Annotated in this window: 27 protein-coding genes and 1 other RNA gene; 10 read left to right on the top strand and 18 right to left on the bottom strand. The window is 62.4% G+C overall.

Annotated features, from left to right (window positions below; all coding sequences use genetic code 11):
• Window position 1: 1 nt before the first annotated feature.
• Together AB4Y85_RS05090 and AB4Y85_RS05085 are read right to left on the bottom strand one after the other, a co-directional pair.
• Window positions 2–400 (bottom strand): endonuclease domain-containing protein, encoded by a 399-nt coding sequence (locus tag AB4Y85_RS05090; protein ID WP_441983780.1) that lies wholly within the window; start codon window positions 398–400, stop codon window positions 2–4.
• A 56-nt stretch (window positions 401–456) separates the two neighbouring features.
• Window positions 457–2229: an acetolactate synthase 3 large subunit gene (locus AB4Y85_RS05085; RefSeq protein ID WP_441983779.1), complete on the bottom strand. Its 1773-nt coding sequence runs from the start codon at window positions 2227–2229 to the stop codon at window positions 457–459.
• A 289-nt stretch (window positions 2230–2518) separates the two neighbouring features.
• On the opposite strand from AB4Y85_RS05085, the gene AB4Y85_RS05080 reads away from it, so the two are divergent.
• Window positions 2519–3346 carry an RMD1 family protein gene (locus tag AB4Y85_RS05080; protein WP_441983778.1) on the top strand — a complete coding sequence of 276 codons (828 nt, stop codon included), beginning with the start codon at window positions 2519–2521 and terminating at the stop codon, window positions 3344–3346.
• Window positions 3347–3411: 65 nt separating this feature from the next.
• Complete coding sequence (locus AB4Y85_RS05075) at window positions 3412–4854, top strand: FAD-binding oxidoreductase (RefSeq protein WP_441984010.1); 1443 nt, start codon at window positions 3412–3414, stop codon at window positions 4852–4854.
• Here the strand turns inward: AB4Y85_RS05075 and miaA are convergent.
• Window positions 4851–5777, bottom strand: coding sequence for a tRNA (adenosine(37)-N6)-dimethylallyltransferase MiaA (miaA, locus tag AB4Y85_RS05070; RefSeq protein ID WP_441983777.1), 927 nt, complete (start codon window positions 5775–5777; stop codon window positions 4851–4853). The genes AB4Y85_RS05075 and miaA overlap by 4 nt on opposite strands.
• A gap of 14 nt (window positions 5778–5791) precedes the next feature.
• On the opposite strand from miaA, the gene serB reads away from it, so the two are divergent.
• On the top strand, window positions 5792–6718 hold the full coding sequence (serB, locus tag AB4Y85_RS05065) for a phosphoserine phosphatase SerB (protein WP_441983776.1): 927 nt from the start codon (window positions 5792–5794) through the stop codon (window positions 6716–6718).
• On the opposite strand, the gene acs is transcribed toward serB, so the two are convergent.
• From acs to AB4Y85_RS05010, 11 genes are all read right to left on the bottom strand, one after another.
• Complete coding sequence (gene acs / locus AB4Y85_RS05060; protein ID WP_441984009.1) at window positions 6687–8633, bottom strand: acetate--CoA ligase; 1947 nt, start codon at window positions 8631–8633, stop codon at window positions 6687–6689. The two genes, serB and acs, sit on opposite strands and share 32 nt — an antisense overlap.
• Window positions 8634–8805: 172 nt before the next feature.
• A complete protein-coding gene (locus AB4Y85_RS05055; RefSeq protein WP_441983775.1) occupies window positions 8806–10317 on the bottom strand; it encodes a DegQ family serine endoprotease in 1512 nt (503 codons plus the stop codon).
• 107 nt (window positions 10318–10424) lie between these two features.
• The gene (locus tag AB4Y85_RS05050) at window positions 10425–10616 is read right to left on the bottom strand and encodes a DUF2065 domain-containing protein (protein ID WP_441983774.1); all 192 of its coding nucleotides are present in this window, start codon (window positions 10614–10616) and stop codon (window positions 10425–10427) included.
• Window positions 10617–10622: 6 nt separating this feature from the next.
• A complete protein-coding gene (gene hflC, locus AB4Y85_RS05045; RefSeq protein ID WP_441983773.1) occupies window positions 10623–11546 on the bottom strand; it encodes a protease modulator HflC in 924 nt (307 codons plus the stop codon).
• Window positions 11543–12694, bottom strand: a complete 1152-nt coding sequence (gene hflK / locus AB4Y85_RS05040) for an FtsH protease activity modulator HflK (protein ID WP_441983772.1) — start codon at window positions 12692–12694, stop codon at window positions 11543–11545. The genes hflC and hflK overlap by 4 nt, the downstream gene beginning before the upstream one ends.
• A 138-nt stretch (window positions 12695–12832) precedes the next feature.
• Window positions 12833–13342, bottom strand: coding sequence for a dihydrofolate reductase (locus tag AB4Y85_RS05035; protein ID WP_441983771.1), 510 nt, complete (start codon window positions 13340–13342; stop codon window positions 12833–12835).
• A 4-nt stretch (window positions 13343–13346) separates the two neighbouring features.
• On the bottom strand, window positions 13347–13739 hold the full coding sequence (locus tag AB4Y85_RS05030) for a type II toxin-antitoxin system death-on-curing family toxin (RefSeq protein WP_441983770.1): 393 nt from the start codon (window positions 13737–13739) through the stop codon (window positions 13347–13349).
• Complete coding sequence (locus AB4Y85_RS05025) at window positions 13736–13963, bottom strand: AbrB/MazE/SpoVT family DNA-binding domain-containing protein (protein WP_441983769.1); 228 nt, start codon at window positions 13961–13963, stop codon at window positions 13736–13738. The genes AB4Y85_RS05030 and AB4Y85_RS05025 overlap by 4 nt, the downstream gene beginning before the upstream one ends.
• Before the next feature lie 60 nt (window positions 13964–14023).
• Entirely contained in the window at window positions 14024–14503 is a 480-nt protein-coding gene (locus AB4Y85_RS05020) for a GNAT family N-acetyltransferase (RefSeq protein ID WP_441983768.1), read from the bottom strand.
• A gap of 37 nt (window positions 14504–14540) precedes the next feature.
• A complete protein-coding gene (locus AB4Y85_RS05015; RefSeq protein WP_441983767.1) occupies window positions 14541–14846 on the bottom strand; it encodes a DUF2293 domain-containing protein in 306 nt (101 codons plus the stop codon).
• Between the two features lie 5 nt (window positions 14847–14851).
• Window positions 14852–15646, bottom strand: a complete 795-nt coding sequence (locus AB4Y85_RS05010; protein ID WP_441983766.1) for a thymidylate synthase — start codon at window positions 15644–15646, stop codon at window positions 14852–14854.
• Window positions 15647–15723: 77 nt separating this feature from the next.
• On the opposite strand from AB4Y85_RS05010, the gene ssrA reads away from it, so the two are divergent.
• The 3 genes from ssrA to AB4Y85_RS04995 all read left to right on the top strand — a co-directional run bounded on the left by ssrA (window position 15724) and on the right by AB4Y85_RS04995 (window position 17276).
• Window positions 15724–16081: a transfer-messenger RNA gene (gene ssrA, locus AB4Y85_RS05005) on the top strand.
• A gap of 23 nt (window positions 16082–16104) precedes the next feature.
• Window positions 16105–16716 carry an SspB family protein gene (locus tag AB4Y85_RS05000; protein WP_441983765.1) on the top strand — a complete coding sequence of 204 codons (612 nt, stop codon included), beginning with the start codon at window positions 16105–16107 and terminating at the stop codon, window positions 16714–16716.
• Window positions 16717–16874: 158 nt separating this feature from the next.
• Window positions 16875–17276: a hypothetical protein gene (locus AB4Y85_RS04995; RefSeq protein ID WP_441983764.1), complete on the top strand. Its 402-nt coding sequence runs from the start codon at window positions 16875–16877 to the stop codon at window positions 17274–17276.
• 60 nt (window positions 17277–17336) lie between these two features.
• On the opposite strand, the gene AB4Y85_RS04990 is transcribed toward AB4Y85_RS04995, so the two are convergent.
• Window positions 17337–18752, bottom strand: a complete 1416-nt coding sequence (locus AB4Y85_RS04990) for a cytochrome P450 (protein WP_441983763.1) — start codon at window positions 18750–18752, stop codon at window positions 17337–17339.
• An 88-nt stretch (window positions 18753–18840) separates the two neighbouring features.
• Here AB4Y85_RS04990 and fumC point away from each other — a divergent pair, with 88 nt between their 5' ends.
• Genes fumC through AB4Y85_RS04975 form a run of 3 tightly spaced genes read left to right on the top strand, consistent with a single transcriptional unit; the run spans window position 18841 to window position 20671 of the window.
• The gene (gene fumC, locus AB4Y85_RS04985) at window positions 18841–20232 is read left to right on the top strand and encodes a class II fumarate hydratase (RefSeq protein WP_441983762.1); all 1392 of its coding nucleotides are present in this window, start codon (window positions 18841–18843) and stop codon (window positions 20230–20232) included.
• Window positions 20233–20246: 14 nt separating this feature from the next.
• A complete protein-coding gene (locus AB4Y85_RS04980) occupies window positions 20247–20435 on the top strand; it encodes a DUF4169 family protein (protein WP_441983761.1) in 189 nt (62 codons plus the stop codon).
• Entirely contained in the window at window positions 20435–20671 is a 237-nt protein-coding gene (locus tag AB4Y85_RS04975; RefSeq protein WP_441983760.1) for a ribbon-helix-helix domain-containing protein, read from the top strand. Before AB4Y85_RS04980 ends, AB4Y85_RS04975 begins: the two co-directional genes overlap by 1 nt.
• On the opposite strand, the gene AB4Y85_RS04970 is transcribed toward AB4Y85_RS04975, so the two are convergent.
• Window positions 20668–24234, bottom strand: coding sequence for an AsmA family protein (locus AB4Y85_RS04970; protein WP_441983759.1), 3567 nt, complete (start codon window positions 24232–24234; stop codon window positions 20668–20670). The two genes, AB4Y85_RS04975 and AB4Y85_RS04970, sit on opposite strands and share 4 nt — an antisense overlap.
• A 175-nt stretch (window positions 24235–24409) precedes the next feature.
• On the bottom strand, window positions 24410–25825 hold the full coding sequence (locus AB4Y85_RS04965) for an FAD-binding oxidoreductase (protein ID WP_441983758.1): 1416 nt from the start codon (window positions 25823–25825) through the stop codon (window positions 24410–24412).
• 181 nt (window positions 25826–26006) lie between these two features.
• Between AB4Y85_RS04965 and AB4Y85_RS04960 the strand changes: the two genes are divergently transcribed.
• Window positions 26007–26549, top strand: a complete 543-nt coding sequence (locus tag AB4Y85_RS04960; protein WP_441983757.1) for an acyl-CoA thioesterase — start codon at window positions 26007–26009, stop codon at window positions 26547–26549.
• On the opposite strand, the gene AB4Y85_RS04955 is transcribed toward AB4Y85_RS04960, so the two are convergent.
• Entirely contained in the window at window positions 26546–26818 is a 273-nt protein-coding gene (locus AB4Y85_RS04955) for a hypothetical protein (RefSeq protein WP_441983756.1), read from the bottom strand. The two genes, AB4Y85_RS04960 and AB4Y85_RS04955, sit on opposite strands and share 4 nt — an antisense overlap.
• Between the last annotated feature and the right edge of the window lie 146 nt (window positions 26819–26964).

Here is a 26964-nt window from a genome sequence, read left to right as displayed (position 1 = left end):
GTCAGACGCTTTCCCCCTCTCCCGTGTGGGAGAGGGGCCAGGGGTGAGGGAATGAGGTTTCAGAAGGCACCACAGCCTGCGCGATCCTCATCAGAACAGAATCCAAATCGTTCATCACATCATCATTGGTGACTCGAATGATCGCAAAACCATGACGCTCGATCTCTTCAGTCCTGCGAGCATCATATTCTGCGTACCAGTCATGCTGTTTGCCATCGACCTCGACGATCAGTCTCCGCTCCACGCAGAGAAAATCGACGGTGTAGTTCAGGAACGGTACCTGCCGCTTGAACTTGAGGCCTTGGAAACGCCTCCCACGCAGAGCCTGCCACAGCACATCTTCCGCAGACGTGAGCGTCTTGCGAAGGCTGCGTGCGAATTGGCGCGGCTCTCTAACCATGAAGCGGCATTCCCTCACCCCTGCCCCTCTCCCACAAGGGAGAGGGGTTCTCCTCTTTAAACCAACATCTTACCCTTCTCGTCGATGACCGAGCCGAGATCGGCGCCGGTCTCGCCGAGATAGTCGTTGAGCAGCATCTCGTTATGCGCCTTGCCCGATGGGATCATCGGGAAGCAGTTCTCGGTCTTGTCGACGAGGCAATCGAAGATCACCGGGCGTTTCACGTTGATCATCTCGAGGATCTTCGCATCGAGTTCACCCGGGTTGTCGCAGCGGATGCCGACGCCGCCATAGGCCTCGGCGAGCTTCACGAAATCGGGCAGCGATTCCGAATAGCTCTGCGAGTAGCGCCCGCCATGCAGCAGCTCCTGCCATTGGCGCACCATGCCCATGTACTCGTTGTTGAGGATGAACACCTTGATCGGCAGGCCGTATTGCAGGGCCGTCGACATTTCCTGCAGCATCATCTGGATCGAGGCTTCGCCGGCGATGTCGATCACCAGCGCATCGGGATGTGCGAGCTGCGCGCCGACGGCTGCCGGTAGGCCGTAACCCATGGTGCCGTGGCCGCCAGAGGTCATCCAGCGGTTCGGCTCATCGAACCTGTAATATTGGGCCGCCCACATCTGGTGCTGGCCGACTTCGGTGGTGATATAGGTCTCACGATCCTTGGTGAGTTCGTAGAGACGCTGGATCGCGTGCTGCGGCTTGATGGTCTCCGTCGAGTTGCGGAATGCGAGGCAGTTGCGCGAGCGCCAGCCCTCGATCTTGTCCCACCATTCCTTGAGCTCGACCTTGTCAGCTTGCTTTGCGCCTTGGCGCCACAGGCGCACCATGTCTTCGAGCACATGCGCGCAATCGCCGACGATCGGGATGTCCACCTTCACGGTCTTGTTGATGGAAGACGGGTCGATGTCCACGTGAATGCGCTTGGAATACGGCGAGAACGCATCGAGACGTCCCGTGATGCGATCGTCAAAACGCGCGCCGATATTGATCATCACGTCGCATTCATGCATCGCGTTATTGGCCTCGTAGGTGCCGTGCATGCCGAGCATGCCGAGCCATTCCTTGCCGGACGCGGGAAAAGCGCCGAGGCCCATCAGGGTCGAGGTGATGGGAAAGCCCGTGAGCTGCACGAGCTCGCGCAGCAGCGCCGCGGCATTGGGGCCGGAATTGACGACGCCGCCGCCGGTATAGAACACCGGACGCTTGGCATTCGCCATCAACTCGATGGCGGCGCGGATGTGCTCCATGTCGCCCTTAACGGTCGGGCGATAGGTCTTGTGCTGGTTGCTTAAAGGACGCGCATAAGTCCCGGTCTTGAACTGAATGTCCTTCGGCAGGTCCACGACCACCGGGCCGGGACGCCCGTTCGAGGCCACATAGAAGGCCTCGTGCAGAACGCGCGGCAGGTCCTCTATGGATTTGACCAGATAGTTGTGCTTCGTGCAGTGGCGGGTGATGCCGACCGTGTCGCATTCCTGGAAGGCATCCGTGCCGATGAGATGGGTCGGCACCTGACCGGTGATGCAGACGAGCGGGATCGAGTCCATCATGGCATCGGCCAGGCCCGTGATCGCGTTGGTAGCGCCGGGGCCCGAGGTCACCAGCACCACGCCCGGCTTGCCGGATGAGCGGGCATAACCTTCCGCCGCGTGAACCGCGCCCTGCTCGTGACGGACGAGGACGTGGCGCACTTTGTCCTGGTGGAAGAGCGCATCGTAGATCGGAAGGACCGAGCCACCCGGATAGCCGAAGATATGCTCGACTCCCTGGTCCTGCAGGGCTTGGATCACCATTTCGGCGCCGGTCATCGTCTCGCTCATGGTCTTCGCTCCGTCGGGTCTTTAAGTGCTTAGTGTCTGCGTTGTTCTGGTAATTTGGGCAATAAAAAAGGCCCCTGAGGGGGCCTGTGCGCCATCGCCGGACCTGCGGGGATCAATCCCGCTCCGTCGATGGCGTTCGTACTACGAGAATAAGCTTGCGCATTTTGGCGGTTCTCGGTTCAAAAGTTGCGCAGAAGCTATATGATCCATTTCAACCGGTCAAGCGGGGTCTGGTTGGCAGAATGAAGCCTAGCTTATAAGGTATGCACCCTATTTTAGTCGCATGACCATGTCCGATACTCTCTCCTCGACCGGCGTTCCGATGCAAAATCAACGCCTTACCGCCCGCGCCCTCCTGCTGGGGGACCGCCTTGATGTAGCCGGTCTGGAGCGCAGCGACGTTCTCTCCACCACCCCCCTCGCCTTCCGGGCCGGGCAGGAAGGCTTCGTGGCCCTGTTCCGCTATGGCGTGGCAGTGCTGGTGGGCCTGACCCCAATCGAGGAAGACGAGGTCATCAGGGGCCTGCGCCAGCGCATCAAGGGCGAGTTCGCGCGGCATGAGGAAGAAACTGCGATCATCGAAATCTCGCCCGAGCGTGACGATCAGATCCCTCCGGGCGGCCCGATCTACGTCAAGAAGCTCTCCACCGAGCGGCTGATCGTGATTGCCGATGCCCTATCGAAAAGCGCGACGCTCGCCCGCGACGAGCGCGAGGCGACGGCCGCCTTCGAGCTGGTAGAGCCCTCGGTTCAGCACCTTGCCCAGAACGGCCGTCGTCCGCGCGACCGGCGCCGGATCATGAAGCAGGTTGGCCATGCTCTCCTCGTGCGCCAGCGCATGTCTGGCGGCGTCGCGGTGGAGGAAAAGCCCGACGTGCTCTGGGATCGCCCGGATCTCGAGCGCCTTTATGCTCGCCTCGAGGATGAGTACGAGTTGAAAGAGCGCGCCACAGCCCTTCACAACAAACTGGAAGTGCTGGGCGATACGGCCCAGGCGCTTACCGACATCATCGATACGGAGCGCTCGCTGCGCCTCGAACTGATCATCGTGCTGCTGATCGTGTTCGAGATCTTCATCACGTTCTACCAGATGTTCACGGGCGCTCCGGGGCATTGATGGACGCCGTCGCGTTCAACTAACGGATCTTTTCTCTCCTGGTGTCGAACAGTATAACCGACGCCATGAAGAAGATATCCAGACGCACGTTCCTGGCCTACGGCGGAGCCGCAGCCTTAAGCCTGGGCTCGCCCAGACGCTCCTTGGCAGAGCCGCGCCTCGTGCTCAATGATGCAAGCCAGCTCAATCCCACCCCGGTTGCCAAGCACTGGAGAGCCCATTCGCAAGAGGCGTCCTTTATCGAGCGGCTCCGCATGGAATTGAAGGAGGCCGCCGCTACCCGCAGACCTCTCGCCGTAGGCGCAGCGCGGCACTCGATGGGTGGCCAAAGCCTCCCGCGCAACGGCACCGCCATCAGCCTTGCCCCAGCGGCCTGCACGCCTGACACGGAGCGCCGTGTTTTCAGGGCGGCCGCGGGAACACGCTGGAGCGATGTAATCGCGGCGCTCGATCCTATCGGTTTCTCTCCCGCCGTCATGCAATCCAACCATGACTTCGGCGTTGCCAGCACCTTTTCCGTCAATGCCCACGGCTGGCCCGTGCCATACGGCCCCTTCGGCTCCACCGCCCGGTCCATTCGCCTTATGCTCGCGGATGGCACCCTGCTGACCTGTTCCAGAGAGGAAAATCAGGAATTGTTCGCGCTGTGCATGGGCGGCTATGGCCTATTCGGCGTCATCGTGGAAGTGGAAGCGGAGATGGTTCCCAATACCCTCCTGAAGCCTTCCTTTGCGGCTGCCACGAGCCGGGACCTCGCAGAGCGGTTCCTGCTGGCGGTTAAAGACCCCAAGACCCGCATGGCCTATGGCCGCATCTCGGTGGCGCGCTCCAACTTCCTGCAGGAAGCACTCGTGGTGTCCTTCAGTGAGCAGCCTTCGCAGGGCTCCAATCTGCCCCGTGCCGAAACCGGCGGCGGCATGGCGCTCCTGACGCGCGAGATTTACCGGGCGCAGACCGGATGGGAGACCGGCAAGAAGATGCGCTGGTTCGCTGAAACGGTGGCCGCGCCGGCCATCGCGTCAGGAACGTTTACGCGCAACGCACTGCTCAACGAGCCGGTGTCCAATCTCGCCAGCAACTCCCAACGGCGGACGGATATTCTCCACGAATATTTCATTCCGCCCGAGCGCCTTTTCGATTTCCTCGAGGCCTGTCGCGATGTGATTCCGCGCTCCGAGCAGGAACTGCTCAACATCACCTTCCGCTATGTGGATGCGGATCGCGGGAGCGTACTGGCCTTCGCGCCGACCGCCCGGATCGCGGCGGTCATGTCCTTCGCGCAGGAGCTGCGGCCTGGTGCGGAAGCGGACATGATGCGTATGACGGAAGAACTCATCGACAGAGTCATCGCCATTGGCGGCAGCTTCTACCTGCCCTATCGCCTTCACGCGAGGAAAGATCAGTTGGAGGCAGCATATTCTCGCTCCCAGGAATTCGTGGCCCGGAAGCGGCATTACGATCCGGGGCTTCTCTTCCGAAACCTCATGTGGGACACATACTTCGCCTAAGGCCTTACCTTTAGAATCTGCATTGCTGCCTCATAACCCTTTTCCGGCGCCACCCATTCCCAATCCGGCAATTGGTGGCGGAACCAGGTAAACTGGCGTTTGGCATAACGGCGCGTATCGCCCTGCCCTTTGACGACGGCTTCATCCAGGGAAATCTCACCGCGCAGATAGCCGAGCAGGCCAGGCACGCCATGGGCCCGCATGGCCGGCAGCATGGGGTCGAGATTTCGTTCGCCGAGCGCGCGCACCTCATCGAGGGCCCCCTGCTCCATCATCGATAGGAACCGGTTGTCGATGCGGCGGCGCAGCTCGTCCCGCTCGGGCGAGAGGAAGAGCTTGATCAGACGCTTCCCGTTCAAGGGACCCGGCTGGCGGCTTCCGTGGAAGGAGACGAGCGGCTGGCCCGTCGCGGCGAAGATTTCCAGCGCGCGTTGGATGCGCAGGCGGTCGGAGGGACGAAGGGTTCGGGCGGTTTCCGGGTCGCGCTCCTCCAGCAGCCGGTGAAGTTCGGGCGTTTCCAGTCCCTCGCTCTCACGGCGAATGTCTTCGCGGATCTCATCCGGCACCGCCGGCATGTCGGAGAGCCCATCCGTGAGCGCCTTGAAGTAGAGCCCTGTCCCGCCCACGAAGATCGGCAGTCTTTTTCCTTCGATCTCGTTCAGCAGGCCAATGGCGTCAGTCATGTAGCGCCCGACGGAGAAGTTCACGGCGGCGTCTACATGGCCATAAAGTCGGTGGGGAGCCTGGGCTTCCTCATCGGGCATGGGGCGGGCGGTGATGACACGAAGGTCCCGGTAGACCTGCATGGAATCGGCATTGACCACCACGCCGTTCAAGGCCTGCGCCAGTTTGATGCCCAATGCGGACTTGCCTGAAGCGGTCGGTCCTGCAATGAGAACCGCACCGATCCCATCGTCACTCACAATCCGGTCTCCTCATGGCGTCCTCCCAGAATCTTCTCGTTGCGACCCTCGTTGCGAACCCGGATATCGGGCTCGACCCGGCAAGAATAGACCTTGCAGCAATGCTGCTCGGACCAGAGACAAAACGCTCCGTTCTGGCAAGCGGAATCGCAGAGGACCTGATCTTCCCCGATCCGGGCTCCATCAAGGGCGTCTATAACCTGCTTGAGGCGCCCTTCGGCGACCAGCAGGTCGATATCGTGGTGCAGCCCCTCGCCCACCGGCGCAAGCGCCTGTTCCTGGCGGATATGGATTCCACCATGATCGGGCAGGAATGCATCGACGAGCTCGCCGATTACGTGGGGCTCAAGGCAGAGGTTTCGGAAATCACCGAACGCGCCATGCGGGGCGAGATCGCCTTCGAACCGGCCCTGCGCGAGCGCGTGGCGCTTCTGAAGAACCTCCCGGTTGGCGTCGTGGACGAGATCATCGAAAAGCGCATCACGCTGACCGAGGGTGGCACGGAACTGGTGCAGACCATCCGCGCCAATGGCGGCTATGCGTGCCTCGTCTCGGGCGGCTTCACCCTGTTCACCGGCCCCATCGGCGCGAAGATCGGCTTCAACGAGCATCGCTCGAACCACCTGATCTTTGACGGCGAGAAACTCGCAGGCACTGTCGAGGAACCAATCCTCGGCCGCGAGGCGAAGCTCGCGACGCTGGTCGAGCTGCGCAAGGAGCTCGGCCTCGCCGCGCCCGACACCATGGCCGTTGGCGACGGCGCCAACGATCTCGCCATGCTGGGAGAAGCGGGTTTGGGTGTCGCCTTCCGCGCCAAGCCTGCTGTCGCTGCGGCGGCTCATGCCAAGATCGAGCACACCGATCTGTTCACGCTGCTTTACGCGCAGGGCTATCGCGACGACGAGATCGTCAGGCCCTTGCCTCGGCCTGAATCCGCCTGACGATTTCCGCAACCACCGCCGGATCGGCGACGGTGGATGTGTCGCCGTGGTTCTCGTAATCGCCTGCGGCGATGCGGGTGAGAATGCGGCGCAGGATTTTGCCGGAACGGTTCTTCGGCAATTGCGGCGCCCATTCAATGCGGTCGGGCGTGGCAATGGGGCCGATGCGGGTGCGCACGGTCTGAATGAGATCGCGACGCAGCCCATCCGTTTCGGAAATACCTTCCTTCAAGGTGACGAAAGCGAAGATGCCCTGGCCTTTGATCTCGTGCGGGAAGCCTACGACGGCGGCTTCCGCGACGGATGGATGAGAAGCGATGGCAGCCTCCACCTCCACGGTGCCAAGACGATGGCCGGACACGTTGATGACATCGTCGAGACGTCCCGTGATCCAGTAATAGCCGTCCTCGTCCCGGCGCGCGCCGTCGCCGGTGAAATAGTAGCCCGGAAATGCGCTGAAATAGGTTTTCAGGAAGCGCTCGCGATCCCCTAGGATCGTGCGCGCCTGACCGGGCCATGAATCGGCAAAGCACAGATTTCCCTTGCCTTCGCCTTCGACGACGGTGCCATCGCTTTCAAGCAATGCCGGGCGCACGCCGAAGAACGGCTTCGTTGCGGAGCCCGGTTTGAGGCTCATCGCGCCGGGCAGTGGGCACAAGAGCACGGCGCCGGTTTCCGTCTGCCAATAGGTATCGACAATGGGGCAGCGTCCGCCGCCGATAACATCGTGATACCAGAGCCAGGCTTCAGGATTGATCGGCTCGCCCACCGAACCCAGCACGCGCAGGCTCGACAGGTCGTGCTTGCGCACGGGCGCTTCGCCGTCGCGCATCAATGAGCGGATCGCGGTCGGTGCAGTGTAGAAGATGTTGACCTTGTAATGCTCGATGATCTGCCACCAGCGCGACATGTCGGGCCATGTGGGCACGCCTTCGAACAGCACGATGGTTGCGCCGTTCGCGAGCGGACCGTAGATCAGATACGTGTGAGCAGTGACCCAGCCCACATCCGCCGTGCAGAAATGGATGTCGCCGGGGCGATAATCGAACATCGCGCGGAAGCTCGCCGCCGCATGGACGAGATAGCCACCCGTGGTGTGCAGCATGCCCTTCGGCTTTCCGGTGGAGCCGGAGGTATAGAGCACGAAGAGCGGATCTTCCGCGCCGACCGCGGAAGGCTCACATTCCGCATCCACTTCGGCGAGCGCCTCGTGATACCAGCGGTCACGTCCCTCAGTCATCGGCACATCGACGCCCGTTCGGCGCACGACGAGCACATGCTCAACAAAGGGCAGATTCTGCAGCGCGGCATCCGCGTTCTTCTTGAGCGGCACATGCTTGCCCGCGCGCAGTCCCTCATCGGCGGTGATGAGAACCCGCGAGCGGCAATCCTCGATACGGCCCGCCAGAGCTTCCGACGAGAAGCCGCTGAACACCACCGAATGCACCGCGCCGATGCGGGCGCAGGCGAGCATCGCGGCAATCGATTCATGGATGACCGGCAGATAGATGCTGACGAAATCGCCCTTCTTCACGCCAAGCTTTTTGAGCGCATTGGCAAGCCTCGACACCTCGGCGTGAAGCTCCTTCCAGGTGATGCGCTTGCGATCTCCGGGCGTGTCGCCTTCCCACAGGATCGCGGCATCGTCGCCACGCTCGGCCGCATGGCGGTCGAGGCAGTTATAGGAAGCGTTCAGCTTGCCGTCCGCGAACCACTCGATAGCGACATCGCCCGGCGAGTAGCGCGTGTTCTTCACTTGCGTGAAGGGCTGCGCCCAGTCCAGGATCGAGGCCTGCTCACGCCAGAAGCCTTCCGGATCGTCGATGGAGTACCGGTATAGCTGCTCATAAGTCTCGGCATTCACACGAGCGGAGGATTTCAGAGCGTCAGGAACAGGAAAGACAAGCTGCGACATGATGATCCATGAGGATTTGCGGCGACCCAAGCGAAGCCGCATCAGGATTGGCCTCCCTCACATGACGAACGAATACCTTTATGTCAATCGAAACGTTCTTTATTTAGAACGGTGGCGTAGCGACAAAAAAGGCGGCCCGAGAGCCGCCTTCTCTGATTGGCTGTAGAAGCTTTTACTCGATCGTCAGGGCCACGAAGCGAACTTCGCCCTGCGGGTTCGACACCAGCAGTAGGGCGGACTTGCGGCCCTGCGACTTCAGGTCGTCAATCCGCTTGGTCACGTCGGCAGGGTTCGTCACCGGCTCCTGGTTGACCTCGACGATCACCTCACCGGCCTGGATCCGCTTGTCGGAGGCCGAGGAATTGGGATCGACGCGGGTAATCACCACGCCCTTCAGGTCGTCCTTAAGGCTGTAGCGGCGACGGAGCTCGTCTGTCATGCCGGACATGTTGAGGCCGAGCGCCTGACGGGTCACCGTGGGTGCTTCAACTGGTGGCTGCTGCAGGCTGGCCTGCTTCTCGCCGTCCTCAAGGCGGCCCAGGGTCACCTGCTTCGTCTGCGGTTGGCCCTTGCGGACGATATCGACGGAGACCGCCTTACCGACCGGTGAGGACGCCACGATGCGCGGCAGATCGCGGGAATCCTTCACGTCCTTGCCGTCGAACTTGACGATCACGTCGCCGACCTCAAGGCCCGCCGGCTTGGCAGGTCCCTTGTCGTCGATGCCGGCGATGAGCGCGCCACGGGCCGAGCCGAGATTCAGAGCCTCGGCAGTCGCATCATCCACGTTCTGGATGCGCACGCCGAGCCAGCCGCGGCGGGTTTCGCCGAACTCGCGAAGCTGATCGATGATCGGCACCGCGGTCGAGGCCGGAACGGCGAAGCCGATACCCACAGAACCGCCGGTGGGCGAGAGAATGGCCGTGTTGATGCCAATCACCTCGCCGTTCATGTTGAACAGCGGACCGCCCGAGTTGCCTTTGTTGATGGAGGCATCGGTCTGGATGTAGTTGTCGTAGGGACCGGACTCGATGTTACGGCCGCGAGCGGAGACGATGCCCGCCGTGACGGAGCCGCCGAGGCCGAACGGGTTGCCGATGGCCATCACCCAATCGCCCGCACGCAGAGCGTCGGAGTCGCCGAACTTCACCGCCTTGAGGGGCTTGTCCGACTTCACGCGCAGGACCGCCAGATCAACTTTGGAATCTTTTCCGACGATCTCGGCCTTGAGGCGCGTGCCGTCGGAGAAGATCACGCTGATGTCGTTGGCGTCTCCGATCACGTGATTGTTAGTGACGACGATGCCCGAAGGATCGATCACGAAGCCTGAACCCAGCGAGTTCGAGCTGCGCGGGCGGGAGGGGGCGTTGTCATTATTGCCGCCCTGGCCACGCCGATTGAAGAATTCCTCGAACAAATCCTCAAAGGGCGTGCCAGGAGGCAACTGAGGCAGGGTCCGGTTCTTGGCCTCGACGGTGGTCGAGGCGGAGATATTGACCACGGCGCCGGTCACCTCATCCGCCAGATCGGCGAAGGATTCCGGGGCCGAACGGGCAAGGGCAGGCAGCGGCATCGCTGTTGCGACAATGGTGAGGACCGCAAAGCAGGATGCGGCCAGTCGGCGCAAGGGACGCTGAAACGGCGCAGTCCCGGAAAGCGCCAGCGCGTTCGTGGCTTGATTCATCGAAGATCCTCTCTTGGAGAATGGAATATAGATTGTCGCTCTTGCTCGCCATTCAAGCGCCGAATGCGGCGGAAGCGGGGCCGTGGCCCCGATCCGAGGATGCGCTCTCAACCAAGCCAGCGCGCCAGCCAGATGATGCCGACGCCAACCAGCGCGGAAAGGATGCCTACGAGCCGCATGCGGTCGCTAGGGCTGTGGGCGGCCTCATACATGGCGCGCCGCATGCCGTCTGGGAAGGCTGCAAACAAAATGCCCTCGACCGCGAGAGCGAGGCCGAGGGCTGCAATCAAGTCCAACATCAGGTCTTACTGTGCAGGAGCCGGCTGCGGAGCCGGGGTTGAAGGGGCTCCGCCGTTGGGCCTGCTGACCGACCCGTTGAAATAGCGGAAGAATTCGGAATCCGGGCTGATCACCAAGCGTGTTCCCGTTCCCTTCAGGCCGGCTTCATAGGCCTGCATGGAGCGGTAGAAAGCGAAGAACTCGGGGTCCTTACCGAAAGCCTCCGCGAGGATGCGGTTGCGGTCGGCGTCGCCCTGACCGCGCAGCTCTTCGGCCTGGCGGTTCGCCTCGGCACGGATGACCGTCGCCTCACGCTCGGCGCGAGCGCGGATCGTCTGCGCCTGCTGGTTGCCGTTTGCACGAAGGTCGGCCGCCTCGCGCTCACGCTCGGTATTCATGCGCTTGTAGACCGCTTGGCTGTTGGCGTTGGGCAGATCGACGCGGGTGAGACGCACATCGATCATTTCGATGCCGAGGCTGGTTGCCTGCCGGTTCACATCCTCCTGGATACGATCCATCAGCTGCGGGCGCTCGGTGCGGACGATAGCATCGCGCGAGGCGCTGGCGAGCACGTTACGCATGGCCGAGTTCGTGAAGCTCGAAAGGCGCTGATTAGCGAGGGGAATGCTGCCCACGGCCTGATAGAACCGCAGGGGATCGACGATCCGGTAACGGGTGAAGGCATCCACCTCGAGGTTCTGACGGTCAGCCGACAGGAGCGTCTGGACCGGCAGGTCGAGATCGAGCACGCGCTTCTCGAAATAGGTGACGTTATCCACGAGCGGCAGCTTGAACTTCAGGCCGGGCTCGGAAATGGCCGATTGCACCGCGCCGAACCGCAGCACCAGCGCATACTGGGTCTGCTGCACAATGAAGATCGAGGCGTAAAGGGCGATTGCGACCAGACCCACAAGGATCAGGAGGCCGGTGCGAAGGGTCGTGCCGTTCATCGCGTGGCTCCCTGATTATTGGTGTTGGTATTCGGGCTGCCTTGAGGCTGGGACTGAAGCTGGCCGAGCGGCAGGAACGGAACGATGCCCTGCCCCTTCTGATCCACGATGATCTTTTCGGTTCCGCCGAAGACGCGCTCCATGGTCTCCAAGAAGATACGCTCGCGGCTGATGTCGGGAGCCTTGCGGTATTCTTCATAAACCTGGCTGAAGCGCGCGGCCTGACCGGTGGCATCGGCCACTGACTGCTCGCGATAGCCTTCCGCCTGCTGGACGGTGCGAGCCGCTTCACCGCGAGCTTGAGGCACGACTTGGCTCGCGAAGGCGCCTGCTTCGTTCTGCACGCGTACCGCGTCCTGCTGGGCCGCGTTCACGTCGAAGAAGGCCTGGCGTACATCCGCCGGCGGCTGCACAGCCTGGAGCTGAACCACATTGATGAGAATGCCGGCACGATAGGTATCAAGCGCATCCTGCATGATCTGGCGCACTTCCTGGGAGATGCTGGCCTGCTCGGTGGTCAGGATGGCCTGGATGTTGCGGCGGCCGATGACCTCGCGCATGGCGCTTTCGGCCACGGACTTGATGGTGCCGTCGGGATTCTGAAGGTTGAACACGTAATCCTGCGGACGTGCGGGATTGATCTGCCAGACCGCATCGAAATCGATATCGACGATGTTCTCGTCGGCGGTGAGCATCAGGCTCTCCTCGATCACGTCGCGGGCACGGCCCTGGCCCGTCGCCGTGGAGCGATACCCCACTTCCACGCGTTGCTGCCTAGTCACATCGGGCTTGAGTACCCGGCCGATCGGGTAAGGATAGTTATAGCGAAGGCCTTCGCCGCTGGTGCTGGCATACCTGCCGAACACCATGTTGATGCCGACCTCGTTGGGCCGCACGGTGTAGAAGCCCGTCAGCAGCCACACGGCGATGACGCCGAGCACGAGGATGATCAGCCCCTTGCCGCCCATCGAGCCGCCGGGGATGAAATCCTTCAGGCGATCCTGGCTGCGGCGGAGAATGTCTTCAAGATCCGGGGGCGTTCCGTTGCCCTGCGGGCCGCCGGAACCCCAAGGGCTCTTACCGCCACCGCCAGATCCGCCACGTTGCCCCCACGGGCCACCGCCGCCGCTTTGGTTACTCCAAGGCATAGGATGCCATTCCTCACTTACGAAAGTCCGGCCGGAAAAGCCGATGGAAACTCAAGACGGTTGTCGGTTGTGCCTCTTCCGCCTGTCAAGCCTGCGAATTGGGGATTCGAAGAGCTTTCGTCAAGCTTAACCGGGCGATCAACGCCTTTCGAGATCAATAAAGGTAAACGCGTGCTCGTCATCCGCGCTCTTGCCATGGTCCACCCGAGACTTTTCTCGAAAAAGTGAACGATCGACAGAAGGAAATACTGCATCGCCTTCGGGTGCGGCATGGACTTGCGTGAGGTATATCTTCTGCACTTGGGGAAGCGCCAGCCGATAAATCTCCGCTCCACCCACGACGGCGACCGCATCGGCCTTCATTTGGCGCGCCAGTTCCTCGCCCTTCCCCACCGCCTCATCCCAGCTGTGGACAACATGCACGCCCGGCGACGAAAAGCCCTGGTCCCGGGTGATCACGATGGTCTCGCGCCCCGGAAGCGGCTTGCCGATCGATTCAAAGGTCTTGCGGCCCATGATCATGGGCTTAGCCATGGTCAGCTCGCGAAACCGCTTCAGGTCCGTCCTGATCCGCCAGAGAAGCTGGTTGTCCCGACCGATCACACCGTTCTCTGCGGCGGCGACGACGAGGATGAGGGGAAGGGTCATTAGATTACCGTGGCGACGAATTGCGCTCAATCCATATCGCGAACTCTTCCTCGGTCATAGCACCGGCGGCAAGGGCGATCATGGTCTGGTAGGCATCGGGCTGCGACGCCATGAGATTGAAGCCGTTCAGCTTGAGGAAACCGACATAAGCGATAAAAGCAGCTCGCTTATTTCCATCGATGAAGGGATGGTTCTTACTTAGGCCGAAGGCATACGCCGCTGCCAGATATGGGATGCGGGCTTCGCCTCGATAAGACCATGCATTAACCGGTCGTGTGAGCGCGGAGTCGAGCATGCCCTCATCCCGCAGCCCTTCAGCGCCACCGAAAAGACGAAGGGACTCGGCATGCTTGAGAAGCAACGCCTGCCGATGGACCCACCTGGGCTCGGTCGTCATTTGGAGAGAGCTTCAAGCGTCTCGCGATACTCGACGATAACCTCATCCATGGCACGCAATTGCTCTTGAATCTCAGGATCGAGCGGCGTCAGAACGATGCCACTCGGCGTCTCGACAACATGGAGATGATCGCCCTTCCCGACCTTCAAGCGCTCCAGCACAGATTTCGGAAGCACGACTCCCAAGGAGGAGCCAACTTGGGTGACCTTGACCTCAACAGACATAGGAAGCCTCCGCAGCAGAAATGATTATAACAATTATTATAACTACCTAAGGCTCAATATCTACCCCTCAGCCAGCTTCTCCAGCGCCTCGCCTGTCACCCGCAGCACAGTCCATTCGTTCATGGGAACTGCGCCAATGGAACGATAAACCTTCAGGGCCGGCTCGTTCCAGTCCAGCACCCACCATTCGAGCCGTGGCAGGCCCTCCGCGATGCAGCGTTTCGCGAGATGCTGCAGCAGCGCCTTGCCGAGCCCTTTCGAGCGATATTCGGGCCGGATGAACAGGTCTTCCAGATAGATGCCGTGGCGGCCCCGGAAGGTGGAGAAATTGTAGAACCAGAGGGCGAAGCCAGCGGGCTCGCCGTTCCATTCGGCGATGTCGGCAAAAACCCGTGGCTGCGGACTGAAGAGTGCCTTGGCGATGTCGGCCTCGGAGGCATCGACCTCATGGGCCAGACGCTCGTACTCGGCGAGCTCGCGAATGAAGGATAGGATGAGAGCGGCATCGCGCTCTTCGGCTTTGCGGATGGTGAGGGTCATGAGACGCTTGTGACCGAAGCGAAAGGGCCTGTCGAGATCACTCCGTCTCCTCCTCGGGCTCGACGCGGCGGGGAGAGCCCCATTCATCGAGGATGGCGTTCATGTCTTCGAGAACGAAGAAGCGGGCGCTGTCCACATCATAGCCCTCGTCGAGAAGGCTGTCGTAATCGGTCAGCCTGTGCCGGATATAGGCCGTGATCGAGAGCCAGGCTGCGGCTTCTGGGGATGCGGTGTGGAGGCCACGGCTTCCCAGGGCGTGGTCGGTGACGGATTCGAACTCATGGCGCGGGATGCGCGGGGCGAGTATCCGAACGGCGCTTTCGATAGCCTCACGCCTGTTCATGAAGACTACACCGCGACAGGAGCCTTGATGGCGGGGTGCGGATCATAATCCTCAATGGTGATGTCGTCGTAGGTGAAGTCGAAGAGCGACCGCACGGTGGGATTGAGGCGCAGCTTCGGCAGCGCGCGCGGCTCCCGCGAGAGCTGGAGGCGCGTCTGCTCCAGATGGTTCAGGTAGAGATGCGCATCCCCGAATGAATGCACGAAGTCGCCCGGTTGAAGGCCGGTGGCCTGCGCCATCATATGGGTGAGCAGCGCATAGGACGCGATGTTGAACGGAACGCCCAGGAATACATCCGCCGAACGCTGATAGAGCTGGCAGGAGAGCCTGCCCTCGGCCACGTAGAACTGAAACAGGCAATGGCAGGGTGCGAGCGCCATCTTGTCGAGATCAGCCGGATTCCAGGCGGAGACGATGAGGCGGCGGGAATCGGGGTTGCGGCGGATCTCATCGAGCACCCACTTGATCTGGTCCACCGTGCCGCCGTCGGGCTTTGCCCAGGAGCGCCACTGCTTGCCATAGACAGGTCCGAGATCGCCGTGCTCGTCGGCCCATTCGTCCCAGATGGAGACGCCGTGCTTTTTCAAGTAGCGGATATTGGTGTCGCCCTTCAGGAACCAGAGCAGTTCGTGGATGATGGAGCGCAGATGCAGCTTCTTGGTCGTCACCAGCGGGAAGCCCTGGCTGAGGTCGAACCGCATCTGATGCCCGAATACGGAAATCGTCCCGGTCCCGGTCCGGTCGTCCTTGCGGACGCCCTCGTCCATGATGCGGCGCAGAAGGTCGTGATAGGCTTGCATGAGGTGCTCCTGAACTAATTATAGGGCAGCGGTTTCCTCGCTCCGAGTCGGAATTACCTCCGGCTGGGGTTATCCCCGCTCTTTCAAATTCCGTCCGCGCCACCTATATTGGGTATGCCGGTCGCAAGATCGGCTATGGCGATAAACGGCTATCGGAATAAACCCATCGGACCCGGGGGCGGTACCCGGCGCCTCCACCAAAACCTAAGCTGAGCCTTGGGTTTCGGCGGGGGCGAAATAGGATCGACGAGGGCGTAAAGGGTAGACTTTTGCTCGGCATGGTTCCGCCGATATCGGGCCGATTCAATAGTTGCCAACGACAACTATGCTCCGGTTGCAGTGGCTGCGTAAGCGGTCCCTAACACCGACTCAAAGTCCTAGCGGGTAGCACTGTTAGGCGGGGTCCGGAGGCACCTGGCAACAGAAGCCTCCACTTTTGTTTCTGCAAGGGCTCGCATATGGCCGGTAAAGACCTGATCCGCTACGATCTTCTGGTGCAAGAGGCGCTGAAGGGCGTCGTGCGCAAAGTACTGATCGACTGCAAAGACGGGTTGCCCGGCGAGCACCATTTCTACATCTCCTTCCAGACGGATTTCCCTGGCGTTCGCCTCTCGAACCGCCTGCGCGAGAAATATCCTCAGGAGATGACGATCGTCCTCCAGCACCAGTTCTGGGACATGAACGTCACCGAGCACACCTTCGAGGTCGGCCTCTCGTTCTCGGGCGTGCCCGAGCGGCTGCTGATCCCGTTCGATGCGCTCACCGGCTTCTTCGATCCTTCAGTCCAGTTCGGCCTCAAGTTCGATGGACAGGAAGAGGATGAAGGCGACGACATCATCGAGGCGCCGCCGGCCCCGCAGCCGATCCGTGGCGGTTCCGAGCCGGTGGAGTTGAAGCAGCCCCGCAAAGCCGCGCCTGAAAAGAAGCCTGCCCCCGAAAACGCCCCAGCTCCTGCGGCGGAGATGTCCGACATGGAAATGTCCGACGATTCAGATGAAGACGCCGAGGACACAGGCACGCCCGGCACCGCCGAAGTCGTCAGCCTCGACGCGTTCCGCAAGAAGAACTAATTCCATTCATAGAGCGCCAAGGCCCTCCCTCTCGTCCCCTAATTTTGCCTGGCTTGCTCCAGTGCAATGCGTTCACTTATCCCTTTCCCCTAGGCCCTCATCCGTTTACGCTGCGATATAAAATATCACGGAGCTAAGGCGTGGGCAGCCTTTGGGATATGATCAAAGAATTCAGCAAGCCTGTTCCTTCGGAAGATCAGGCCCAGCAGCGCTCATGGTATGGGATCACAGCATCCGTCCTGATCCTGGCCTTCTGGATGCATCGACAGGGCCTATTTTCTAACATTATGCCGCTTGTCATGTGCGCGGCCTTGGCCATCGCCTTCTGGAGAGGCGAGCGCGGGATTCATCCTTACGACGGGCGTCATCGAGTCGTCAGCAAAGGGGCCTTTTCGCTAACGGCGATTATCTTTCTGGGAATTGGGGTCGCCCTTCTGAATGCAGCACCTGCGCGATGGTATCCCACAGCCGACCCTTTTTGGATCGTCATCCCCTATATCGCATTCGTCTTGCTCTCGGCAGTGAGAGGTTGGCGCATCGACTGGTGGCACAGCAAGTGAAGTTGAGATCCTATTCAGTGAACCAACACTTCATGATAAGCCGCGCCCCGATAACCTCACTTATACAAGTTGCTGAAGATCCGTACCCCGCCGCCTCCTCAGCCGCATCGGGATCCCCGTCTCCGGCCTCAACGTGATCCGGTGCAGGGGCCGAACCTCGTGGCCCTCCTTCAAATCCAACCGGACGGACCGCACGATGCTTGCCAGCACGATCACCGCTTCCTGAAGCGCGAAGCTCGCGCCGATGCAGACCCTTGGCCCTGCTCCGAAAGGCAGATAGGCGAAGCGGTCGATCTTCGCTTTCTCTTCAGGCAGGAAGCGTTCGGGCCTGAAGGCATCGGGTTCATCCCAGAGTGTCCTGTGGCGGTGGAGCACGTAAGGAGAGACGGTGATCATGGTCCCGGCCGTGATGTCGAGCTTGCCGATCCGGTCGTCCTTGATGGCCGCGCGGCTTAAGAATGGCGCCGGCGGGTAGAGTCTCATGGCCTCGTCGAGAACGGCCCTCGTATAGAGGAGGCGCTCCACATGCTGAGGCTCGAAGGGCCTGTCACCCAGAACCTCGTCCACCTCCCGTTCGATCCGTGCGCGTGCCCGCTCGTCCTGCGAAAGGAGATAGATCGACCAGGACAAGGCATTGGCCGTGGTTTCATGGCCTGCCCCGATGAAGGTGACGATATTGGCGCCGACCTCAACGTCGCTCAGCCCCTTGCCTGTCTCCGGGTCCGCCGCCTCCAGCAGCAGGGTCAGGAGATCGCGCGGCGCAGGCTCGCCCTTCGCGAGCAATTCCTTGCGGTTGCGGATGAGCTCGCTCACCAGATCCTCGAAGAAGCGGATGGCAGGCTTTGCCCGCCAGCGCCCGATGCGGGGCACCCAATCCGGCAGGCCGAAGATGTCGACGGGATCGACCCGGCCCAGGCCCTCGAAATAGCGCGTGATGGCACGGCCCAGGGCATCGGGATCGCGGGCCACGCCTTGCGTGAAGATCGTCCGCTCCAGGACGTCCAGGGTCACGCGAGTCATCTCCACGGAAATATCGACCTCCCGCCCCTCGGGCCGCCTTTGCCAGCGGCGGATGAGGCGCTCGGCCGCCTCGACCATGGCGGGGAAGAAGCCTGCGACAGTCCGGGGCGTGAACAGGGGCGCGATGGTGCGGCGCTGGAGGCGCCACTCCTCCCCTTTCGCCGTCAGCAAACCTCTGCCCAAGCCGGGCGCGAGCACACGGAGCTGAAGGTCGTCCTTCCGGTAATTGGCGGCATTGTCGAGGAGCACATGGCGTATGATGGCAGGATCGTTCACCACCATCATGCGCCCGAGCACTCCCTCGCCCTCGATGACGGGCTCGCTGAAATGGCGCTCCGTCCAGGTGGTCAGGGGGTTTCGGCGCACGGCGCGGAGGAAGGAAAACAGCCCCGGCGGCTCCTGGAGCGGCTTGGGGACGGGCGGGCGAAACAAGGGAGCATCGAGTAGGTCGCTCATCCGATTTTACATAGCCTCCATGCGCCTTCGATGTTGCGAGCGCCACCATTTGAGATAAGAACACCCAACTCCATCGAAAGAGGTCAGGATGTCGCCCACCCGTACCGAAACAGATACCTTCGGCCCCATCGAAGTCGCCGCCGACAAACTATGGGGCGCCCAGACGCAGCGCTCCCTGCAGAACTTCAAGATCGGCACCGACCGGATGCCGCTGCCCCTCGTTCATGCGCTGGCCATCGTGAAGCAGGCTGCCGCCCTCGTGAACAAGGACCTGGGCAAGCTGGACGCGAAGCTGGCCGAGGCCATCTCGGCCGCCGCTGCCGATGTGGTGCAGGGCAAGCACAACGATGAGTTCCCGCTGGTGGTCTACCAGACCGGCTCGGGCACCCAGTCGAACATGAACATCAACGAGGTTCTCTCCAACCTCGCCATCGAGCGCCTGGGCGGCGAGCGCGGCAGCAAGAAGCCGGTTCACCCGAACGACCACGTGAACATGGGCCAGTCGTCGAACGACGTGTTCCCGACCGCCATGCACATCGCCGTGGCGCGCGAGATTGATGCCCGCCTGCTCCCCGCCCTCAAGCACCTGCTGAAGGCGCTCGAAGCCAAGCAGGAAGAGTTCAAGGACATCGTGAAGATCGGCCGCACGCACCTTCAGGATGCGACGCCCGTGACGCTCGGCCAGGAATTCTCCGGCTATGCGACGCAAGTGAAGCTCGGCATCGCGCGTATCGAGCAGACGCTGCCCGGCATCTACGCCCTTGCTCAAGGCGGCACCGCCGTCGGCACGGGCCTCAACGCCCATCCGGAATTCGCCGACCGCTTCGCCGCGAAGGTGGTGGAGCTCACCGCTCTTCCCTTCACCTCGGCCACCAACAAGTTCGAGGCGCTCGCCTCCAACGATGCCCTCGTCTACACGCACGGCGCGCTCGCGGCCCTGTCCGTGGGTCTGTTCAAGATCGCCAACGACATCCGCCTCATGGGCTCCGGCCCGCGCTCCGGCATCGGCGAGATCTCGCTACCAGAGAACGAGCCCGGCTCGTCGATCATGCCCGGCAAGGTGAACCCCACCCAGGCCGAAGCCATGACGATGCTGTGCTGCCAGGTGGCCGGCAACCAGACTACGGTGACCTTCGCAGGTTCCCAGGGCCATTTCGAGCTCAACGTGTTCAAGCCAGTGATCGTGAACGCGGTGCTGCAGTCGATCCGCCTGCTCGCGGACGGTGCGATCAGCTTCACGGATAACTGCGTCGTCGGCATCGAGCCGAACCGCGAGCGCCTGCAGGACCTGATGGGCCGTTCGCTCATGCTCGTGACCGCTCTCGCGCCGACCATCGGCTACGATAAGGCGGCCCACATCGCGAAGACCGCGCACAAGAATGGCACGACGCTGAAGGAAGAGGCCCTCAAGGCCGGCGTTTCGTCGGAAGACTTCGACGCGATCGTCCGTCCCGAGACGATGCTTCAGCCGGGCGAATAAGCTACACTTGCGCCATGGCTGAGATCATAAATTTGCGCCAGGCGCGCAAGAACAAGACGCGGGCCGATAAAGAGGCCCGCGCCGACCAGAACCGCATTTCCTTCGGCCGCACCAAGACGGAGAAGGAACTGACGAAAGCCGAGCGCGAGCTGGAACAGCGCCGCCTCGACTCCCATAAGCGCGACGACGGCGAGACCCCTTGATGGGCGCCGGTATCGTCAAGCGCTCCGTCTCGATTGCCGGCCACCGGACCAGCATTTCTCTCGAAGAGCCGTTCTGGGAAATTCTCCGTACCATCGCCGGACGCGAAAATATTTCCCTTCAATCCCTGATCGGGCGCATCGACAGCGAACGCGGCGAGCAGAACCTCTCTTCCGCCATTCGCGTCTTCGTGCTCATGGATGTTCGCGACCGCCAGCAGAGCAGTGTCCAGGTTTAGCGATTGGGCACATTCGGAGACGCCGAGGGCGGCGTCATGTTGAAGGGCGGAAGCGTGGGTGGCAGGGTGTTCGGCGCAGGCTCTTCCTCCGTCTCGTCCGGCGCATTCCGCTGCTCGGATTGAAGCCGCTCGGCATCGCGGCGCGCGCGCTCCGCTTCGGCCTGCGCGCGGGCCTGCCGCGCCGCCTCTTCAGCTGCCGCTCTCGCGCGCTGGCGCTCGGCCTCCTGCTGCGCCTGAATCTGACGTTGACGCTCGGCGGCCGCCCGCTCGAAGGCCTCGATCTTCTCTAGCTCGCGCTTGAGCACGATGGCGGCAAGGCCGTTGCGGAACGGGCCTGCATCTACCTCGCGCACCGGAGCCGCCAACGAGCCGCGCCAGTTCAGGCCGATGGAGGGTGGAGCGCCGGTCCAGCCCTGAGGCGAGGTTTTGGAGACAAGAAATCCACGGACGTCGAGCTGCAGGGTCTTGAGATCGTAGACAACGGCACCCTGCCAGTTCGCGGGGCCAGCTTCGACGACGAAGGGCGAGAGCCTTAAGACTCCGCCGACGAGGGCCGCCGACGTGGTGACGGCCGGGGCCGCAAGCGGTGCCTTGCCCAGCTCCGTGCCGATGATTGTTTCCGCCTTGCCCTCCGCAAGAGGCTCGTTCTCAGAAAGCGCGCGCTTGAGCGCCCTGTCGAAAACGGAAGGGTCCGCCGAGGGAACGCGCAGTTTCGTCACGCGCCAATCGCCGGCGCCGCCGAGCCCTGAGACAAGCTCGGACACACTTGCGCCCGCCGAACCGAACTTGAGCGAACCCGACAAGGTCGCCTCGAAGGGCGTCGCGCCACCGAGAGCCCAGAGCGGCACATCCTGCAAGGCGCCCTCGCCCACCACGGTCGCCAATTCGCCCTGGCGCGTGATGGTCGTGGCGCCAGTCATGCGACCGTTGCCGATGCTGGCTTCGAGATCGCGGATCGAAATGCCGTCCGACTGCGCTTCGACCCTGAAGCTCGCCCGCGTGCCCTGAAGGCCGCGGCCCAGATCAAGCGTCCCGACGCGGAACGTCACCTGCCCACCGCTCACCAGACGCCCGCTCTGGCCGAATTTGTTCGTGGACCAGATCGAGGTAGCGGCGGGATCGCCGGGAATGTTGAGAGCCAAAGCCGCCGTCAGCCACGGCAGGGACAGCTTGTCGACGGAAACCTCGCCGCCGATCTCCGAACGTGAGCGGGCATTGAGCGCAGCCTGCACATCGTAGCCGCCGATCTTGCCTGTGACGTTGAAGGAGCTCGAATCCCGCACGCGCCCCAGCACCACACGGGCATTGACGGGCACCGGCGGCTTGACGCCCGCGCCGTCGCCGAGCAGGAGCAGGAAGGGCGTGAAGTCGGCGGTCGCGATTTCCGCCTCGCCGCTATCCACCACCTCATCGCTCTCGCTCAACGCGAAAGGCCGCTGGGTGGTGATCCGAACGCCGGCCACATCGCCTGCCATGGTGACGTTGAAAAGGCCCGAGCCGACGCGCGTGCCGCGCAGCGTCACCTGGGACGGCTGGTTCAAGCCGGCCACATTGGGCCGGTTGACCCAGCGCCCGGTGGTCTGTGTCGCGAGCGTCAGGTCGAGGCTCTGCGTGCGCCCATCCACGGAATCGACCCTGCCGTCGATGGAACCGCCTGCGGCCGTTCCTTTCGCGGTCGTGCGAAGCCGAACCTCGGATGAGCCGGGCGGCGGGGCGACGCGCTCGGTCGTCACCTGCACATCGAGCGCGCCTTCCCGCAGGAAGTACGGCACGAGCTTGGATACGCCACCGATCCAGACGCTGCCGATGAGATCGACGAGAGGTGCCGCGCGCTGCGCCGTCACCTTGCCGGTGATGCTCCCCGAGCCATCCGGCGCGATACGGCCGCTGACGCGGGCATTGGCGCCCGCAAGGTCCACGATGTCGAGGGCTTCGACCATAAGGGCCGTACCATCCGAGAGGACGCGGGCCGATATACGTCCTGTTTGCTGGCTCTTGCCGGCGCTGACGCCGCGCGCTTCGAGAATGAAGCCCACATCCGTGTTCTGCGTGGCTGCGAAGACACTAGAGAGGTGCGGCAGCTGATCGAGGTTGAGGCTCTGAATTGCGACCTGCGCTTCGAGCTTGCCGCGCTCGTTGCCCTCCGGCGCGGTGTAGCGGGCATTGCCGGTGGTGACGGCATCCCCGAGCTTCAGGCGCATGCGGTTTAAAGAGAGGATTGGATTGCTGAAAGCGATATCCGAGGAAATCTCCACCGGGCGCCCATCCAGCACCGCGAGGAAGGGCGAGCGGATGTTGATACGGTCGAGATAGCGCGCCAGCCGGTCGGATGCGTTGGAGGCGAGCGCCACCTTGCCTTCGATTCCGCCCTGCGTGGTCAGGCCGAGTTCGCCCTCCAGACCCACCCGCGTCTCGCCGGGAGCATTGAACTCGATCCGCTCCAGACGTGCCTTGCCGCGCTCCAGCGACAGGCGGAGATTGGCGTTGGTCAGGTCTTCCTGGCCCAGACCGATGCTGTCGATCTTGAGATCGAGATCGATGGGCACGCTGATCGGCGGCAGCGACCATGCCTGAAGGCGGGTTTTGAAGTCCTGCCCGTTCGAGGACAGGATGAAACTGTCCGCATCGAGCCGCCGCCCTTCGAGCTTCAGGGCGATGCGCGGCGTGTCGAGGCCGATGCTGCCCTCGCCCGTCATGCGAAGGCTCGCCCCGCCCTCGCCCGCCTCCATGCTGACCGGAGACAGGACGACCGCGCCACTCTGCGTCTTGAAGTCGGTTTCGACCGTAATGGGGATCGGAATGCCCGCTGCGGCAATCTGCGCCGGTGGGCCGAACAGCACCTTCGCCTTGCCTGTCACGACCGGCACCGTCGTGTCGCCGGTTGTCTCATCGAGGGCAAGACGTGCATCGATATCGAAGCGCGGATAGATATCGCCGCCGCCGGACAGCTTGACCTGGACCTGCTTGTCCTCGGTCAGCTCGCCCGTGACGAGGCGAAAGGGAACGCCGGACGTGGTGCCCTCCACGCGCCAGGGGCCGATCAGCTTCTGCCCCTCGATATGCACGTTCTCGGCAAAGGCCTGGTTGGTGCGGCCCGTGTCCGCCGTCTGGGTGGTGACGAGAAGCTGGCCGACGCTCAGGCTCTCGATGGCCCATTCGCGGCTGCGTCCGCTGCCCGCCACGAGATCGGGAGGCAGGCGCCAGCTGCCGCTGCCGGAAACCGGCACCCGGATATCCGCGCGCCCGATCCTGGTTTCCGTGAAGCGCACCTCGCCACTCATGAGGGGCGTCAGAGCGATCTCGGCATGGACACTGTCAGCCGTGAGCGTCGGAGAATCCGGCGTCTTGCCGCCGAGCCTCAGACGATCCAGCACGATCCTCGGCTCCGGCAGAAGCCGGATGCCGATGGCGCCTTCGGTCCGCGCCTCAGTGCCCGACGCGCGCGAGATCATCCCATCGATCGTCTCGCGGTGGTCCTCCCAGCTGATGAGCGGAGGAGCCGCGACGGCGATCGCCAGGATCAGGATCATGACGGCTGCGATGATCGTCAGGATATCGCGCAAGAGGCTTAACGTCTCCGATTCATTAGAGCCGTTTCCATTGGCATGGAATCAGCTCTCGCTTTTGGTTACCGCATTTTTTGACGGTGAGCCGGATCCACCTCACCGAAAAATGCTCTAAGGGCTCTTTAGACCATGCCATATGCGAGCGGGAGCGTCCCGGGGGATCCTTCCACCGTCAAAGTGCAACGATCTTGCCGGGATTCATGATGTTGTGCGGGTCTATGGCCTGTTTCAAGACGCGCATCAGGCCCAGAGCAGCAGGGCCGTGCTCGAGTTCCAGGTACTTCATCTTCTTCTGGCCCACGCCATGCTCGCCCGTGCAGGTACCCTCCATGGCGACGGCCCGGCGCACCAGCCGGTCCACGAAAGCCTCGCAGGCGGCGATCTCAGCCGGATCGTCCGTGTTCACAAGGGGTTGAACGTGGAAGTTGCCGTCGCCCACATGGCCTACGATGGGAGCGATGAGGCCGCTTTCGAGGATATCCCGCTTGGTCTCGTCCACGCATTCGGCCAGACGCGAGATCGGCACGCACACATCTGTGGCCACCGATTGGGCGCCGGGGCGCAGGCCCTTTGCCGCCCAATAGGCGTCATGCCGGGCCTGCCAGAGGCGCGAGCGCTCCTCGGGCTTGGTCGCCCATTCGAACGGCCCGCCCTCGAACTCGACGGCGATCTCGCCGAAACGCTCCGCCTGCTCCTGAACCCCGGTGTCGGTGCCGTGGAATTCCAGAAGCAGCAGCGGACTTTCCGGCAGGGTGAGCTTGGAGTGCAGGTTGACCGCCCTCACCTGCACCTCGTCGAGCAGCTCTATGCGTGCGACCGGGATGCCGGACTGGATCGTCATGATCACCGCATCGCAGGCGGCCTTGACGCTCGGGAACGGGCAGATCCCGGCGGAGATGGCTTCCGGGATGCCGTTCAGCTTCAGGGTGATCTCGGTGATGATGCCGAGCGTACCCTCGGAGCCGATCATGAGGCGGGTGAGGTCATAGCCCGCCGAGCTTTTCTTGGCGCGGCTCGCGGTTTTCACGATCTCGCCGTTCGGCAGCACCACGGTCAGCGCCAGCACCACGTCCTTCATGGTTCCGTACCGCACCGCATTGGTGCCGGAGGCGCGGGTGGCCACCATGCCGCCGATGGAGGCATCGGCGCCGGGATCGATGGGGAAGAACAGACCCTTATCGCGTAAGGACTCGTTGAGTTCCTTGCGGGTCACACCCGCCTCGACCACGCAGTCCAGATCCTCCTCATGCACGGCGATGATGCGCTTCATAAGGCTCAGATCGATGGAAACACCGCCGTAAGGTGCGTTGATATGACCTTCCAGCGAGGTGCCTGTGCCAAAGGCGATGACCGGCACGTCGTTGCCTGAGCAAAGTTTGACGATCTCGGAGACCTCCTCCGTCGTCCTGGCATAGACTACGAGATCCGGCGGCTGGTTCTTCACCCAGGTCAAGGTGTGGCCGTGCTGCTCGCGGACAGTGGCCGAGGTTGCGACCCTGTCGCCGAAGCGCTGCGACAACTCGGACGAAAGGGCGGCAATAGCGGCTTCCGCGGCCCGGGGACGGCCGGAAGCAAGGGGGGCGTTCATATTGGCTTCAGTTCCGATTGTGATGCTCGTTATCCATACCTACCAAAACCTGCATGAACGCAATACTCTGGATGACACATCAAGCAACAACACGATTTACGAAGCCGATGAACGTGCTAACGTTCATGTCCTGCACAAGGAGGAGAGCCGTCGTGGCCACGGTTGAGGGAAAGAATTGACCATGAGGAAGCGAACTCCGGTGTTCTTTTTCGCTCCCTTCGTGTCGTCCACGATGAGGGTCGAGCCCGCCTGGATCGATTTCAACGGCCATTTGAACATGGCCTACTATCACGTGATCTTCGACCGGGCGATGGCTGAAGCGTTCGACCTTCTCGGCATCGGGCCGGATGATGCAGAGGAGCGGAAGGGCTCCTTCTTCACGGCCGAGGTCCACACCGTCTACAAGCGTGAGCTGAAGCTGAACGACCCGGTCCGCGTGACTTTCCAACTGGTCGATCATGACGAGAAACGCCTGCACTACTATCTGGAAATTCGCCATGCGACTGAGGGGTGGGTATCCGCCACGATGGAAGGCATGTCTCTCCATGTGAACCTGGAAACCCGCAAGGTCACCCCCTTCCCCGACGATATCGGCGCCAATCTCGCCGTCATGAAGGCAGCCCACGGCCGCCTCGCCAAGCCGCAGCCCTTGGGAAGGGTCATCGGCATTCCGGTCAAATCAGAGGCTCATGAAGCCCTGCTCGCCTTAGGCACGCGGCATTAACAGCCGATCGCACCTGCCGGACACCGTGGCCTGAAGGTCGAGGGCGCATTATCGAATGTCCTCTGCCGGTCGATATTCTGGCGGATCTGGTTGTTGTTCGTTTGAATCTGCTGCTCGATCCCGCGCACGCGCTGTTCCTGCTGCAGATTGCGGTTGATGTCCTCGACCTGACGCTCCGAACGGGTCTTGCGCGGCAGACGCGTCTGGGCTTCCGCCATGGAGGCCATGGCGAAGCTGAGGCAGAGGGCGGCGGCTATTGCTCGGCGCATAAGACATTTCCTTTGCGGCTTACAATCCCCATATGGGCGTGACACCCTTTTCCGGCAACGCCGGCGAGTTGAAGCCCTTATCCTCTAGGCCCCTTGGCAGGCATTTCCGGGCTCGACGCCGTTCGCCTTTTGATCCATGGTCGCGC

Source organism: Microvirga sp. 2YAF29, assembly GCF_052114605.1.
GTDB lineage: Bacteria > Pseudomonadota > Alphaproteobacteria > Rhizobiales > Beijerinckiaceae > Microvirga.
Note: the sequence above shows the minus strand (reverse complement) of the source record. Positions and strands in the feature narration are given on the sequence as shown.